This window comes from Methylobacterium sp. 174MFSha1.1, assembly GCF_900116815.1.
Classification (GTDB): Bacteria; Pseudomonadota; Alphaproteobacteria; order Rhizobiales; family Beijerinckiaceae; genus Methylobacterium.
The window spans coordinates 209,909-224,889 of the sequence record NZ_FPCB01000010.1 but is presented as its reverse complement, the minus strand read 5'-3'; the positions used below and the strand labels follow the sequence as shown (position 1 = coordinate 224,889).

At 70.6% G+C, this 14,981-nt stretch carries 12 protein-coding genes; 10 read left to right on the top strand and 2 right to left on the bottom strand.

Annotated features, from left to right (window positions below; all coding sequences use genetic code 11):
• Positions 1–311: 311 nt before the first annotated feature.
• From BM430_RS09890 to BM430_RS09880, 3 genes are all read left to right on the top strand, one after another.
• Positions 312–1,715, top strand: coding sequence for an ActS/PrrB/RegB family redox-sensitive histidine kinase (locus BM430_RS09890; RefSeq protein ID WP_093567069.1), 1,404 nt, complete (start codon positions 312–314; stop codon positions 1,713–1,715).
• A gap of 43 nt (positions 1,716–1,758) precedes the next feature.
• Positions 1,759–2,358, top strand: a complete 600-nt coding sequence (locus tag BM430_RS09885; RefSeq protein WP_093567068.1) for an ActR/PrrA/RegA family redox response regulator transcription factor — start codon at positions 1,759–1,761, stop codon at positions 2,356–2,358.
• Between the two features lie 169 nt (positions 2,359–2,527).
• On the top strand, positions 2,528–3,331 hold the full coding sequence (locus BM430_RS09880; protein WP_177302997.1) for a class I SAM-dependent methyltransferase: 804 nt from the start codon (positions 2,528–2,530) through the stop codon (positions 3,329–3,331).
• Positions 3,332–3,338: 7 nt separating this feature from the next.
• Here BM430_RS09880 and BM430_RS09875 read toward each other — a convergent pair whose 3' ends face one another.
• A complete protein-coding gene (locus BM430_RS09875) occupies positions 3,339–4,937 on the bottom strand; it encodes a gamma-glutamyltransferase family protein (protein ID WP_093567066.1) in 1,599 nt (532 codons plus the stop codon).
• Positions 4,938–5,124: 187 nt separating this feature from the next.
• Here BM430_RS09875 and BM430_RS09870 point away from each other — a divergent pair, with 187 nt between their 5' ends.
• Together BM430_RS09870 and BM430_RS09865 are read left to right on the top strand one after the other, a co-directional pair.
• Positions 5,125–5,304: a hypothetical protein gene (locus BM430_RS09870; RefSeq protein WP_093567132.1), complete on the top strand. Its 180-nt coding sequence runs from the start codon at positions 5,125–5,127 to the stop codon at positions 5,302–5,304.
• Between the two features lie 12 nt (positions 5,305–5,316).
• The gene (locus tag BM430_RS09865) at positions 5,317–6,876 is read left to right on the top strand and encodes an OpgD/OpgG family glucan biosynthesis protein (protein WP_093567065.1); all 1,560 of its coding nucleotides are present in this window, start codon (positions 5,317–5,319) and stop codon (positions 6,874–6,876) included.
• A 268-nt stretch (positions 6,877–7,144) separates the two neighbouring features.
• Here BM430_RS09865 and BM430_RS09860 read toward each other — a convergent pair whose 3' ends face one another.
• On the bottom strand, positions 7,145–9,679 hold the full coding sequence (locus BM430_RS09860; RefSeq protein ID WP_093567064.1) for a glycogen/starch/alpha-glucan phosphorylase: 2,535 nt from the start codon (positions 9,677–9,679) through the stop codon (positions 7,145–7,147).
• Positions 9,680–10,318: 639 nt separating this feature from the next.
• Between BM430_RS09860 and BM430_RS09855 the strand changes: the two genes are divergently transcribed.
• The 5 genes from BM430_RS09855 to BM430_RS09835 all read left to right on the top strand — a co-directional run bounded on the left by BM430_RS09855 (position 10,319) and on the right by BM430_RS09835 (position 14,837).
• Positions 10,319–11,923: an alpha-amylase family glycosyl hydrolase gene (locus BM430_RS09855; RefSeq protein ID WP_093567131.1), complete on the top strand. Its 1,605-nt coding sequence runs from the start codon at positions 10,319–10,321 to the stop codon at positions 11,921–11,923.
• 226 nt (positions 11,924–12,149) lie between these two features.
• Positions 12,150–13,694: a glycogen synthase GlgA gene (gene glgA / locus BM430_RS09850; protein WP_093567130.1), complete on the top strand. Its 1,545-nt coding sequence runs from the start codon at positions 12,150–12,152 to the stop codon at positions 13,692–13,694.
• A gap of 258 nt (positions 13,695–13,952) precedes the next feature.
• Complete coding sequence (locus BM430_RS09845; protein WP_093567063.1) at positions 13,953–14,249, top strand: hypothetical protein; 297 nt, start codon at positions 13,953–13,955, stop codon at positions 14,247–14,249.
• Between the two features lie 73 nt (positions 14,250–14,322).
• The gene (locus BM430_RS09840; RefSeq protein WP_244539410.1) at positions 14,323–14,667 is read left to right on the top strand and encodes an ArsR/SmtB family transcription factor; all 345 of its coding nucleotides are present in this window, start codon (positions 14,323–14,325) and stop codon (positions 14,665–14,667) included.
• Entirely contained in the window at positions 14,664–14,837 is a 174-nt protein-coding gene (locus BM430_RS09835) for a metallothionein (RefSeq protein ID WP_093567062.1), read from the top strand. Before BM430_RS09840 ends, BM430_RS09835 begins: the two co-directional genes overlap by 4 nt.
• The last annotated feature ends 144 nt before the right edge of the window (positions 14,838–14,981 follow it).

The window sequence follows — 14,981 nt, the reverse complement described above, 5'->3', positions numbered from 1 at the left end:
ACCGTCCACGATTGACCCAACGGCGCGCGCACCCGCCGTCATGAGACGCCTGTCCCGACTGGGAGCCAGGACAATAGAGGCTTGATATAGAAGGGCAACATCTGCGGAAATCCAAGGTGTCAAAAGGTGGAACTGTGCCTTTTTTGCCTCAACTCCCGCGTGTGCCTTGTGCAGTGCGGTAACCGGTGCGGAACCGCCCTGCCGGCAACCCTGAACCAGGGCATGCGCCGTCGACAATAACGCACTGGACCGCGAAGGGTTTCCGTCCCGTCGCCCTGGCCGGCGGGCGGCGGCGCACTATGGTTTCCGCCATGTTCGAGACCTTGCAGACCGACCTGGTGCGCGACGCCCGCCACCTGCGCCTCGATACCCTGGTGCGCCTGCGCTGGCTCGCGGTGGCCGGCCAGGGCGCGGCGGTGGCGGGCGCCCATCTCGGGCTCGGCCTGCCCCTGCCCTTCGGCTGGTGTTTCCTCGTCATCGCGGCCTCGTCCTGGCTCAACCTCACACTCCGGATCCGCTACCCGGCGAGCCACCGGCTCAGCGACGACGCCGCGGTGCTGCTGCTCGCCTTCGACATCATCCAGCTCGCCGCCCTCCTCTTCCTCACCGGCGGCCTGCAGAACCCGTTCGCCCTCCTGTTCCTCGCCCCCGTCCTGATCTCGGCCACCGCCCTCCCGCCGGCCCGGACCCTGGCCCTCGGCCTCCTGGCGGTCGGCCTCTCGACGCTTTTGGCGCTGGTCTACCGGCCGCTGCCGTGGTTCGCCGGCGAGAAGCTCGAACTGCCGTTCCTCTACGTCTCGGGCGTCTGGACCGCGATCCTGCTCGGAACAGCTTTCACGGGGGTTTACGCCTGGCGCGTCGCCGAGGAGGCGCGCCAGCTCGCCCAGGCGCTCGCCGCGACCGAGCTGGTGCTGGCCCGCGAGCAGCACCTGTCGCAGCTCGACGGGCTCGCCGCGGCGGCCGCCCACGAGCTCGGCACGCCGCTCGCCACCATCACGGTGGTGGCCAAGGAGCTCGACCGCCAGCTCGGGCCCTCCGCCTCCCCGAGCGTGGCGGAGGACCTGGCGCTCCTGCGCGACCAGGTCGAGCGCTGCCGCGGCATCCTCGCCAAGCTCACCTCGCTCGATGCCGACCAGGGCGGCTTCATCGAGACCATCACCCTCAGCCACCTCGTCGAGGAACTCGTCGCGCCGCAGCGGGCGCTGGGCATCGTGCTCGACGTGACGACGAAGGGCGACGGGCCGGAGCCGGCCTGCCGGCGCAATCCGGGCGTGATGTTCGGGCTGGCCAACATCGTCGACAACGCGGTCGACTTCGCCGAGAGCTGCGTGGCCATCGAGGCCCGCTGGAGCCCGGACCGGATCTCGCTCGAGATCCGCGACGACGGGCCGGGCTTCGCCCCCGAGGTGCTGCTGCGGGTCGGCGAGCCCTATGTCAGCACCCGCAGCGCGGCCAAGCATGTGGCCAAAAGTGCGCAGGAGAGTGCCGGACCGGAGGGCGGGACCGGCCTCGGCCTCGGCCTGTTCATCGCCAAGACCTTGATCGAGCGCTCCGGCGCGCAGCTGAACCTCGCCAACGCGGTCGATCCCTCGACCGGCGCGGTGGTGCGGATCGTCTGGCAGCGTCACGTTTTCGAGAGGGAGGCCAAAGGCCACCGAAACCCGGGTACGGGGGGCGCCGCACCCCTGACGCAGGCGCGCGACGTTCCTATATAACGCTCTGAAGAGACTGACTGAAATTCGCAAGGAGCGTCGCCTGATGACGCAGTACGGAACACTGAGCCCGGAGGCCGCGGCGGGGACCATCCCGGAGGGCGACGCCCTGCTCAACCATGCCGACCGCAGCCTGCTGATCGTCGACGACGACAAGCCGTTCTCGACCCGTCTCGCCCGGGCGATGGAGGCGCGCGGCTACCGGGTGCACGTGGCGGAGAGCGTGGCCGAGGGTGTCTCGGCGGTCGACGCGCAGCCGCCGGCCTTCGCGGTCATCGACATGCGTCTCGGCGACGGCAACGGCCTCGACGTGATCGCCCGCCTGAAGGAGCGCCGGCCCGAGGCCCGCGGCGTGATCCTGACCGGCTACGGCAACATCGCCACGGCGGTGACCGCGGTGAAGCTCGGCGCCTTCGACTACCTGGCGAAGCCCGCCGACGCCGACGAGATCCACGGCACCCTGATGGCCGAGCCCGGCGAGCGGGCCGACCCGCCCGAGAACCCGATGTCGGCCGACCGGGTGCGCTGGGAGCACATCCAGCGCGTCTACGAATTGTGCGGTCGCAACGTCTCGGAGACGGCACGCCGGCTCAACATGCACCGGCGCACGCTGCAGCGGATCCTGGCGAAGCGCGCCCCGCGCTAGAGCCCTGGGGATGGATGGCGAAGGGCCCGGCACCGCGAGGTGCCGGGCCCTTCGCATGTGTAGCCGTCATGCGCGAAGGTTACGTCATGTAACGCCTGTTCATCTTCATGGCCTACGGGATTATGACAATAGTCCCGGAAAGGCTCCTCGGCTGTGGAGCGGAAACGCCATGACCGCGAACCTCCAACGCAACTTCGGCGGCGCGATCCCGGATTTCTACGAGCGCGGCATGGCGCCGGTGATGTTCGCGCCGGCCGCCGCCGTGACGGCAGCCCGGGTCGCCGCCCTAGCCCCGGAGCGGGTGCTCGAGACCGCCGCCGGCACCGGGCAGGTGACCCGGCTCCTGGCGGCGCGCCTGCCGGCCGGGACGGCGATCACCGCCACCGACCTCGCCCCCGCGATGCTGGCGCTCGCCGCGGAGACCCTGTCGGACGCGCCCGCCGTCGAGCTGCGCCCTGCCGACGCGCAGGCGCTGCCCTTCGCGGACGCCACCTTCGACCTCGTGCTCACCCAGTTCGGCGTGATGTTCTTCCCCGACCGGGCCGGCGCGATGCGGGAGGCCGCACGGGTGCTCCGTCCCGGCGGCCGGGTCATGTTCACCACCTGGGATTCTCGGGCAGCCAACCCCTACGCGCAGATCGCCTCCGACCTCGTCGTCGAGACGACCGGCGAGCCCGGGGTCTTCGGCCTCGCCTACGGCCTGACGAGCCTCGACGCGGTTCGGACGCTGGTACAGGAGGCGGGGTTCACGGGCTTTCGCGCCGAGGTGGTCCGCCTCGACGCGCCGGTGCCGGATGTCGGGCTGTTCGCGGCCGGCCTCCTGCGCGGCAACCCGACCGCCACCCTGCTGCACGAGCGCGGGATCGCGCCGGAGTCGCTGGTCGCGGAACTGGAGCGCCGGCTCCGGGACGCGCTCGGCGACCCCGCGACGGCCCGGTTGCAGATGCTGCTGTTCGAGGCGGTGAAGCCGTGAGACGAGGCTAGAGCCCGGCCGCCCCCCCGTCCGAGCGCGGATCGTGCGTCGCCTCGACCCGCCCGTTGCCCGGGTGGCGCACCAGCAACCCGGCATGGCCCAGCGAGTCGATGTAGGAGCCGCCCAGCTCCTCGACCTCGTGGCCCAGCCGCGCGAGCGCGGCGATGCAGGACGAGTCGAACCGGTCCTCCACCTTCACGGTCATCGACTCGGCGCCCCAGGTGCGGCCGAAGAGGAAGCGCGGCGCGTCCACCGCCTCGGCGACGCCCATCCCGTAGGTGGCGTAGCGGGTGAAGACCTGCGCCTGGAATTGCGGCTGTCCGTCGCCGCCCATGCTGCCGTAGGACATCACCCGCCCGTCGGCGAGCACGGCGAGGGCCGGGTTGAGGGTGTGGAAAGGCCGCCGCCCCGGCTCCAGCGGGTTCACGGCCTTCGGATCGAGGGAGAAGGCGAGGCCGCGATTCTGCCAGGTGATGCCGGTGCGCGGCAGGACGAGGCCGGAGCCGAACTCCCAGTAGACCGATTGGATGTAGGAGACCGCGACGCCGTGTCCGTCGATCGCCCCCATCCACACCGTGTCGCCGTCGCCGACCGGGCGCACCGGGGTGGGCGAGGCGCGGTCCATCCGGATCGCCGCAGCTTCCGCCTCCAGCCGCTCCGGCGCGAGGAAGGTCGCGGGGTCGTGGCGCAGGCGGTTGAAATCGGTCACCACCGCGTCGCGGATCCTGAAGGCGCGCTTCGTCGCCTCGATCAACCCGTGATAGTGCGCCGCCGTCTCGGGGCGGATGGTGCCCAGACGCTCGTAGAGGCCGAGGATCATCAGGGCGGCCAGCCCCTGGCTCGGCGGCGGGCAATTGTAGACCGTGCCGCCCGACAGTTTCAGCGCGAGCGGCGCCCGCGACACCGCCCGGTAGCGCTCGATGTCGCCCCGGGTGACCGGACTCCCGGCCCGTTCGAGATCGGCGGCGACCTCGCGGCCGATATCGCCGCGGTAGAAATCGTCGAGCCCGGCATGGCCGAGTTGCTCCAGCGTCGCGGCGAGCGCCGGCAGCGCCCGCTTCGTCCCGGCCTTCGGGGGCTTCCCGTCGATGAGGAAGGTGTCCTTGAAACCCGGTTGGTCGTGGAGCGTGTCGAGTTCCTTCGGCACGTAGCGCGCCTCGGACGGCGACACCGCCACGCCCTCGCGGGCGTGCCGGACCGCGTCGGAGAGGAGCAGGGGCAGCGGCAGGCGCCCGCCGAGGTCGCGGGCGATGCCGCGGGCGAGCGCCCAGCCGCCGACGGCGCCGGCCACCGTCAGCGCCGCGTCGGGCCCGCGCTCGGGGATCGCCTCAAAGCCCTTGTCGCGGTAGCGCTTGATCGTCGCGAGGCTGCCGGCCGGGCCGCAGGCCTCGATCGCCCGCACCACGCCGTTCGGACCGCGGATCAGCCAGAAGCCGTCGCCGCCGATACCGTTCATGTGGGGGTAGACCACCGCGATCGTCGCCGCCATGGCGAGCATCGCCTCGACGGCGTTGCCGCCCTCGTCGAGGATCGCCCGGCCGGCTTCGGCCGCGAGGTGGTGGGGAGCCGCGCAGGCGGCGCGAGAGAAGACGGGGGTCTCGGGCATCTCACCGATATGACGAAACGGAACCGGCCCGCGCGGTTGCGCCGGCCCTGCGGTTCAGGCTAGTCCCCGCAGCCATGAAACGATAGGCGTCCCCTCGCCCGTCGCCCTGCCATCAGGACAAGGATCAGGCCGCGTGCCCGCATCAGGTTCCCTCAAGCCCCGCAGCCTCGTCACCATCCTCAGCATCATGGTGCTGGTCGGCGTCGAGGTCTTCGCGGTCGCGATCGCGGCGGGCTGGGCGCTCGCCGGCATCTTCGAGCTCGGCGACATGGTCGGCCACGCGCTGATGGTGCTGTTCAGCCTGGGCGCCCTGTACATCATGATCCAGCTCTGGCGCCGGGCCACCAGCATCGAGCCGATCCGCTAGGGGCGTACCGCGATGATCGACCGCCGTACGCTCCTCGCCGGCGCCGCGCTGCTGCTCGGCTCCGGCCCCGCGGCGCTGTCCGCCGAGCTGCCGCTGGGCACTCCCGAGCCCTTCAGCTTCGATGCCCTCAAGGCCCGGGCGCGGAACCTCGCCGCTCAGGCCTACGCGCCGCCGGCGATCCCCGACCGCGATGTCCTGCAGGCGATCGACTACGACGCGCACGGCAAGCTGAAGTACAAGCCCGACCACGCCCTGTGGGCCGACGGCCCGAGCGCCTTCCCGGTCACGTTCTTCCATCTCGGCCGCTACTTCCAGAAGCCGGTGCGGATGCACGTGGTCGAGGGGGGGCAGGCGCGCGAGATCATCTACGACCCGGCCGCCTTCGAGATGCCGGCGGATTCGCCGGCCAAGCGGCTGCCGCCGAATCCGGGTTTCGCGGGCTTCCGCTTCCAGGAGCGCCGCGGCGGCCCCCTCGACTGGCGCCGCAACGACTGGGTCGCCTTCCTCGGCGCCTCGTATTTCCGGGCGATCGGCGAGCTCTACCAGTACGGCCTCTCGGCGAGGGGCCTCGCCCTCGACACCGTGATGCCGGACCGCCCCGAGGAATTCCCGGACTTCACCCACGTCTGGTTCGAGACCCCGGCGCCGGATTCCGATACCGTCACGGTGCTGGCGCTCCTCGACGGCCCCTCGGCCGCCGGCGCCTACCGCTTCAAGATGCGCCGCACCAAGTCGGTGGTGATGGACATCGAGGCGAGCCTGCACCTGCGCAAGGATGTCGGCCGCTTCGGCCTGGCGCCGCTGACCTCGATGTACTGGTTCTCCGAGACCGCCAAGCCCACGGCGACCGACTGGCGCCCGGAGGTGCACGATTCGGACGGCCTGGCTTTGTGGACCGGCACCGGCGAGCGCATCTGGCGGCCCTTGCGCAACCCGCCCCGCACCATGGTCTCGGCCTTCTCCGATGAGCGCCCGCGCGGCTTCGGGCTGATGCAGCGCGACCGCCTGTTCGACCACTACCAGGACGGCGTCTACTACGACCGCCGGCCCTCGCTCTGGGTCGAGCCCCTCGGCGACTGGGGCAAGGGTAGCGTCCAGCTGGTCGAGAACGCCACCGACGACGAGATCCACGACAACGTCGTGGCGATGTGGGTGCCGAGTGAGCCCGCCCGCGCCGGTTCCTCGCACGACCTCGCCTACCGCCTGCACTGGGTCGCCGACGAGCCCTATCCGAGCAACCTTGCCCGCGTCGTCGCCACCCGCGAGGGCAATGGCGGCCAGGCCGGCACCGACCGGCCGAAGGGCGTGCGCAAGTTCGTGGTCGAGTTCCTGGGCGAGCCCCTCGGCCGCCTGCCGGCCGGGGTGAAGCCCGAGGCCGTGCTCACTACGTCGCGCGGCACCTTCCCGCTCGCCCGCACCGAGGCGGTGCCGGACGACGTGCCGGGCCACTGGCGGGCCGAATTCGACCTCGCGGTGACGGGAGCGGAGCCGGTGGAGCTGCGGCTGTTCCTGCGCCGGGGCGACGAGACGCTGAGCGAGACCTGGACGTATCAATACATCCCGGCGGCGTAACGTCGGGCCGATGATTCTGATACCCTTGATGTCATCCCGGGGCCGCGCAGCGGAACCCGGGATCCATAACCGCCGACGGCAGAGGACGAGGCGGAACCGATCCGCTTCATTCTCCGACGTCAGCGGTTATGGATCCCGGGTTCTCGCCTTCGGCGAGCCCCGGGATGACGCAGTGGAACGTCGATATCGGCAATGTTTAACCTTGACAAAGAGAAGCCCCGCGGCGCGAGCCGCGGGGCTTCTCTTTGTCTCACACGGTCGAGCGGTCTCAGCCCACCCGCACCCGCCAGATCTCCTCGGCGTATTCCCGCATCGTCCGGTCCGACGAGAACCACGCCGTGCGGGCGGTGTTGAGGATCGCCGAACGCCACCAGGTCCGGGGCTTGCGCCACGCCGCGTCGACCTCGCGCTGCGCCCGCCAGTAATCGTCGAAATCGGCGGTGAGCAGGAAGCGGTCGCCGTGGGTCAGCTCGTCGACGAGCGGGCGGAAGCGGCCCGGCTCGCCGGGCGAGAACCCGCCCGCGGCGATCAGGTCGAGGGCGTTGCGCAGGCGGGGCGAGGCCGCGATGGCCCGGCCCGCATAGCCCGGCTGGCTCTGGGTGCGCTGCACGCCCGCCGCGTCGAGACCGAAGATGAAGATGTTCTCCGGGCCGACATGGTCCTTGATCTCGATATTGGCGCCGTCGAGGGTGCCGATGGTGAGCGCGCCGTTGAGGGCGAGCTTCATGTTGCCGGTGCCCGAGGCCTCGAGGCCGGCGGTCGAGATCTGCTCCGACAGGTCGGCGGCCGGGATGATCGATTCGGCGAGGCTCACCGAGTAGTTCGGCACGAAGGCCACGGTCAGGCGGCCGGCCACGTCCGGATCGGCGTTGACGCGCTTGGCGACATCGCTGGCGAGGCGGATGATCAGCTTGGCCTGATGGTAGCTCGGCGCCGCCTTGCCGGCGAAGAGCTTGACCCGGGGCGTCCAGTCGCGGTGCGGCTCGGCCTTGATCGCCTGGTAGAGCGCGACCGTCTCCAGGATGTTGAGGAGCTGGCGCTTGTACTCGTGGATGCGCTTGATCTGGACGTCGAACAGGGCATCCGGATCGAGGGTGATGCCGGTGCGGTCCTCGACGACGCGGGCGAGCGCTTCCTTGCGCTCGCGGCGCACGGCCGCGTAGCGCGCCTGGAAGCCGGCATCGTCGGCGAAGGCCGCCAGCCCCTCGAGGTGGCGCGGATCGTCGAGCACCTTGGCGCCGACGGCCTCGACGGCGAGGCGCGTCAGGCCCGGATTGGCGTTGTGGAGCCAGCGCCGGAAGGTGATGCCGTTGGTCTTGTTGACGATCTTGTCGGTGTCGAGGGCGTGGAGCGGTGCGAACACCGTCTGGCGCATCAGCTCGGTGTGGAGCGCCGAGACGCCGTTGACGCGGCGCGCCCCGAGGAAGGCGAGGTGCCCCATCCGCACCCGCTTGCCATGGCTCTCGTCGATCAGCGAGACCTCGGCGAGCTGCGCGACCGAGGCACCGTGCTTCGACACCTCCTCGAGGTGCATCCAGTTGATCAGGTAGATGATCTGCATGTGGCGCGGCAGCAGCCGCTCCATCAGCTCCACCGGCCAGGTCTCCAGGGCCTCCGGCATCAGGGTGTGGTTGGTGTAGCCGAGCGTCTGGGTGGTGACGTGCCAGGCATCTTCCCAGGACATCCCGTGCAGGTCGACGAGGAGCCGCATCAGCTCCGGCACGGCGATGGCCGGATGGGTGTCGTTGAGCTGGATCGCCGCGTGGTCGGGCAGCGAGCGCAGGTCGCCGCGCTCGGCGACGTGGCGGCGCACCAGGTCCTGGAGCGAGGCCGAGGTGAAGAAGAATTCCTGGCGCAGGCGCAGCTCCTGGCCGGCCGGCGTGCCGTCGCTGGGATAGAGCACCCGCGAGATCGCTTCGGCCCGGGCGCGCTCGGCCACCGCGCCGACATGGTCGCCGGCGTTGAAGCGCGCGAGGTCGATCGCCTCGGGCGCGCGGGCCGCCCACAGGCGCAGCGCGTTGACGTGCTTGGCGCCCCGTCCGATCACCGGCGTGTCGTAGGGCACGGCGCGCACGATCTCGGCCGGGCGCCAGACGCGGCGGAGCGTCCCGTCCGGCTGGACGCTCATCGCCACGTCGCCGCCGAAGCCGACCTCGCAGGCGGCTTCCGCGCGCTCGAACTCCCAGGGGTTGCCCTCGGAAAGCCAGGTCTCCGGCACCTCGCGCTGGACCCCGTCCTCGATCACCTGCCGGAACAGGCCGTGATCGTAGCGGATGCCGTAGCCGTAGGCGGGAATGGCGAGGCTCGCCATGCTCTCCATGAAGCAGGCGGCGAGCCGCCCGAGGCCGCCATTGCCGAGCGCCGCGTCGGGCTCGGCGCCCGCCACCGCGTCGAGGTCGACGTCGAGGCCCGCGAGCGCCGCCCGCACCGTCTCGGCGACGCCGAGATTGCCCAACGCGTCGGAGAGCAGACGCCCGATCAGGAATTCGAGGGAGAGGTAGTGCACGCGCTTCGGCGGCACGATCCCGGCCGAGATCGCGCTCGCGGCGACCGCGCGGTCGCGCAGGGCGAGCGCGGTGGCGACGAACCAGTCGCGGTCGCGGGCGGTGGCGGGCGTCTTGCCCAAAGCGTAGGCGAGCTTCGACAGGATCGCGGTGCGCATCACCGTGACCTCGTCGCCCGCCGGCGCGGCGGGCGCCGCCTGTGGCATCCAGGAGCGCGAGGTCTCGGCATCATGGGACGCCTGCGCCTCCCGTTGAGCCTCTTCGCGCTGGCGACCGGACAGAAGAACTTCGTTCAGCACCTTGGAACCCCCTTCCCTGCCGCAGGTCTCTCGGGTGCTGCAGCGCGATCTCACGTCGCGTGCTGTGCAGCAAACCTTTGGCCACGGCAGCATCGTGTGGCTGTGGGACGGCGATGTCGAGACGCCGAGACTAAGCTTGAGCACGCGAGTCGCCGCGTGTTGCTGTCCCGACACGTCTCACGGAAACGAGACTTGATTTTGGCGAAGCGGCCTGAAGCGAGTGTGAACGCTTTCGGGCTTCCCCGCAGGTCGGACCTTAGGGTTAAGCCTTGCCCCTAGGGAATGGATAACCGTTAGGGCAGGGTTGCATCAAGGGTCTGACCTTCCGGCCACGGCGCGCCGCTCTTCCGGCGGATCGGCCGCGGGTCGTCCCGGCACGGGCGCGGATCGCGCCTCCCTCCATGCCGGGGCCGTCATGACGGTGTCGCGGCCGCCGGTGATGCAGGCGTGCCACGCTTGGGTCCCGCGCACGGAGGCACGGGAACCGGATGCGACAGGACGGTTTCCCTACGGGACGCCCCGCCGCGGGCGCTCCCTATAAGGGTGACCGCCCGGCGGCTCAACCCCGCAACTTCCTAGCCCGGTGCCGTCCGCCCCCAGGAGCCCAGCATGACCGACGACGCGAAGCCTGCCACCCTGCTGGCGGGCGAGCTGTGGTGGAAGGCGGGGGTCGTCTATCAGGTCTATCCGCGCTCGTTCCAGGACACCGACGGCGACGGCGTCGGCGACCTCAAGGGCGTGGCCTCCCGGCTCGATTACCTGGCCTGGCTCGGGGTCGACGCCGTGTGGCTGTCGCCGGTCTGCCGCTCGCCGATGGCCGATTACGGCTACGACGTCTCGGATTACTGCGACATCGATCCGCTCTTCGGCACGCTGGCCGATTTCGACGCGCTCGTGGCCGAGGCGCATCGCCGGCGCCTGCGCGTGATCGTGGATTTCGTGCCGAACCACACCTCGGAGGAGCATCCCTGGTTCCGCGAGGCGCGGTCCTCGCGCGACAATCCGAAACGCGACTGGTACATCTGGCGCGATCCCGGTCCCGATGGCGGGCCGCCGAACAACTGGATCAGCAATTTCGGCGGTCCGGCCTGGACGCTCGATCCGGCGACGGGACAATACTACTACCACGCCTTCCTGCGCGAGCAGCCGGACCTGAACTGGCGCAACCCGCAGGTCCGCGCCGCGATGATGGACGTGCTGCGCTTCTGGCTCGACCGCGGCGTCGACGGGTTCCGGGTCGACGTGATCTGGCACCTGATGAAGGACGAGGCCCTTCGCGACAATCCGGTCAACCCGGATTACGTGGCCGGCGAGCCCGAGATCAACACTCTTGTCCAGCTCCATTCCGCCGACCAGCCCGAGGTGATGCAGGTCATCGCCGAGATGCGGGCGGTGCTGGAGGAGTACGAGGCGCGGGTGCTGATCGGGGAGATTTACCTGCCGCTGGAGCGGCTGGTGGCGTATTACGGCGTCGACCTGTCGGGCGCGCATCTGCCGTTCAACTTCCAGCTGATCCAGACGCCGTGGCACGCCGATGCCGTGGCGCAGCTGATCGCCGAGTACGAGGCCGCCCTGCCGGAGGGCGGCTGGCCGAACTGGGTGCTCGGCAACCACGACCAGCCCCGCATCGCCGCCCGGATCGGCGACGCGCAGGCCCGGGTGGCGGCTTTCCTGCTCCTCACCCTGCGCGGCACGCCGACGCTCTATTACGGCGACGAGATCGGCCTCGGCCGGGTGCCGATCCCGCCCGAGCGCGTCCGCGACCCGTGGGAGCACAACGAGCCCGGCCGCGGCCGCGACCCGGAGCGCACGCCGATGCAGTGGGCGCCGGGGCCGCAGGCCGGCTTCTCCACCGTCGAGCCCTGGCTGCCCCTCGATCCCCAGGCCCAGACCCGCAACGTCGAGTGCCTGCGCGACGATCCCGCCTCGATCCTGACCCTGCACCGGCGCCTGATCGCACTGCGGCGCGAACACCCGGCGCTGAGCGTCGGCGCCTACCGGGCGGTGTCGGTCTCCGGCGACGTGCTCGTCTACGAGCGCCTCCACGGCGACGCGGTGATCCGCGTCGCCCTCAATTTCGGGCACGAGGCTTGCAAGGTTCCGGTGCCGGCGGATGCCTCCTGGGAGGTGCTCTTGTCGAGCGCGGGCGGCCGGCGCGGCGAAGGGCCGGACGAAGGGCATTTCGCACTTGCGGGAGACGAGGCCCTGGCGCTGATCCGGCGCGCGCCGGCGGCGAACGGCTGAGCCCGACCTTTACCCGCCTAAGCTCCCGGTGGGGAGCGGCACAGCTTCGGGATTCGGCAAAGATCGGGATTTTTGCTTTTCGTTAATCAAAATCGTCTTGCCGCGTCGGCGATCCATGATATTGTGCAGTGCACTGGAACCGGGATCGGTATCGCGCGTTGTCGTGGCAGTACGCCGCGGCATCGTCCGCTCGCAATCCGTCCGGCTCGCGGCGTGGGGGCTCTTCATGACATTTCCGGCGTCGGCACGGTCGGCTTCGCAAGCGCCGGTCCTGCCGTCTGGGGGCTCTCCGGGGAGAGCCGTCGAGGCGTTGCGCGGCTCGCTCAAGCCGCGGATCCTCTACGCCACGCCCGAGATGGCCGATTTCGTGAAGACCGGCGGCCTCGGCGAGGTCGCGGCCTCCCTGCCCCGGGCCCTGCGCCAGCACTACGACGTCCGCATCCTGATCCCGGGCTACCGCCAGGTCGTCGACCGCCACCCCGAGATCGCCGTGGTGGCCCAGCTCCCCGGCAGCGCCGAGATGCCGCCCTGCGACCTCGGCCTGATCGAGACCGGCGACGGCCTGCCGGTCTACGTCATCCTGAATTCCGGCCTCTACGAGCGCGACGGCACGCCCTACGGCGACCAGGGCGTCGACTTCCCCGACAACGACCTGCGCTTCGGCCGCCTCAGCCTCGCCGCCGCCGAGATCGCGCAAGGGATCGACCCCGAATGGCGCGCCGACCTCCTGCACCTCAACGACTGGCAGACGGCGCTGGCGCCCGCCTACCTCGCCTGGCGCGGCCTGCGCACGCCGAGCGTGCTGACCATCCATAACCTCGCCTATCAGGGCCTGTTCCCGTGGGAGAATCTCGGCCGCCTCGGCGTGCCGGAGAGCGCCTTCCACATCGACGGGGTCGAGTTCTACGGCAAGCTGTCCTTCCTCAAGGCCGGCCTGTACTACGCCTCGCACGTCACCACCGTCAGCGAGACCTACGCCCACGAGATCACCACGCCGGAATTCGGCTGCGGCCTCGACGGGCTCCTGCGCACCCGCGCCCATCAGGGCCGGCTCGCCGGCATCCTCAACGGGATCGACGAATCCTGGGATCCCCGCACCGATCCCCACCTCGCCACCCGCTTCGAGCCCGACGACTGGAAGGGCAAGCGCGCCAATGCCGACGCGGTGCGCACCCGCTTCGGCCTCGGCGTCTCGCGCGGGCCGCTCTTCGCCATCGTCTCGCGGCTCGTGCACCAGAAGGGCGTCGACCTGACCCTCGCGGCGGCCGAATCGATCGTCGCCGAGGGCGGCCAGCTCGTGGTGACCGGCCAGGGCGAGCCCCGCTTCGAGGCCGCCTTCCTCGACCTCGCCCGGCGCCATCCCGGCTCGGTCGGGGTGCGGGTCGGCTTCGAGGAGACCGACGCCCACCGGATGTTCGCCGGCAGCGACTTCCTGCTGATGCCGTCGCGCTTCGAGCCCTGCGGCCTCGCCCAGATGTACGCCCAGCGCTTCGGCTCCCTGCCGATCGCCCACCGCACCGGCGGCCTCGCCGACACGGTCGAGGACGGCGTCACCGGCTTCCTGTTCGGGGAATCCTCACTCAAGGGCCTGAGCGGCGCGATCCGCCGCGCCTTCGACGTCTTCGCCTCGAAGCGCCGCCTCGGCGCGATGCGCCGCAACGCCATGGCCCGCGAGTTCGGGTGGGACAAGGCCGCCGACAGCTACTCCTCGCTCTACACCCGCGTCGTCGGCAACGGCGCCGACCTGATGCGCGGGCGCGCGGCGGCCTGAACGCCGCCGCCCCTCTCTCGGCTGGTTTTTCCAACGACCCCGCGGTGCCGGAAGCGCCGCGGGGTCGTTCGCGTTCGGCACCACCGAATGGAGCGGCAGACGACAACGCCGCCGGACGGCAGAGTAGGGTCGGCGAGGCGTCATGCCTAAGCAGAGCTGCACAGGGCAACTCTGCTTGGCTTTCTGTTTTTGCATCATTTTCGGCGCCGAACCGGTGACCACTTCGGCGAATGATGCTGAGGGACGAGGGAGGCGACGATGAGGGCAATGGTGGCAGCGGCCCTGCTCGGCGCGGTCTGCACCGACGCCGGCGCTCCCCTGCTCGCGCAAGGGGCGGAGGAGGTGCCGATCCAGCGCGACCTCCGGCGCGAGCGGCGCCTCGAGCGCCGGCTCCAGCAGGACGGCCAGTCCCCGCCGTTCGAGTCATACGTCACCCCGGACAACCCGGACGGGGTCGTCGGCTTCGATGGACCGCCGGGCCTGTTCGACGACAACGACGTCGAGGAGAGCGGCCCGATGGCACCGGGCTCGCCCGCCGACATCGACGACGATTGAGCGCGCCACCCCTAGACACTTTTCACAAGGTCAGCAACACATGAGCACGTGTTCATGTGTTGGGGAAGAGGGCGTGCGGCTCCTGTCGTCGGAGCAGGTCGGTGACGTGGCGGAGGTGTTCCGGCTCCTCGGAGAGCCGAATCGCCTGCGCATCGTGCTCGCCTGCCTGGAAGCGGACCGCACGGTCGGAGAGATCGGCGAGGGGCTCGGCCTGTCGCAATCGCTGACCTCGCATCACCTGCGCCTGCTGCGGACCGCCCGCATCCTGCGCGCGATCCGCCACGGCCGGCACGTCGCCTACGCGATCGACGACGATCACGTGCGGGACGTCCTGCGCGGCATGGTCGCCCACTATACCGAGCCGCACGAGCACGCCCACCATTCTCACGATCACCCCGAAGAGGAACAGGATTCATGACCAGCACCAGTGCCGAGACCGTGAAGTGCGCCTGCGAGGACTGCGTCTGCGTGGTCCCGGTGGCCAACGCCGTGTCCCGCGACGGCAAGGCCTTCTGCTGCGAGGAATGCGCCGAGGGCCACCCCCACCACGCCGGCTGCGAGCATGCCGGCTGCGCCTGCCACGGCTGAACGTGCCCAAGTGCGGGAGACGACGGGCAAGCCGTTTCCCGTGCTCGGTGACCAGGATCGACCGCTCCGATGCATAGGCGTCCCGCGGCGGACGTGGCTGGTTCGCTGGGGCCGGCCTCGCTCGTCTCGGCAGGCCAAGCCTGA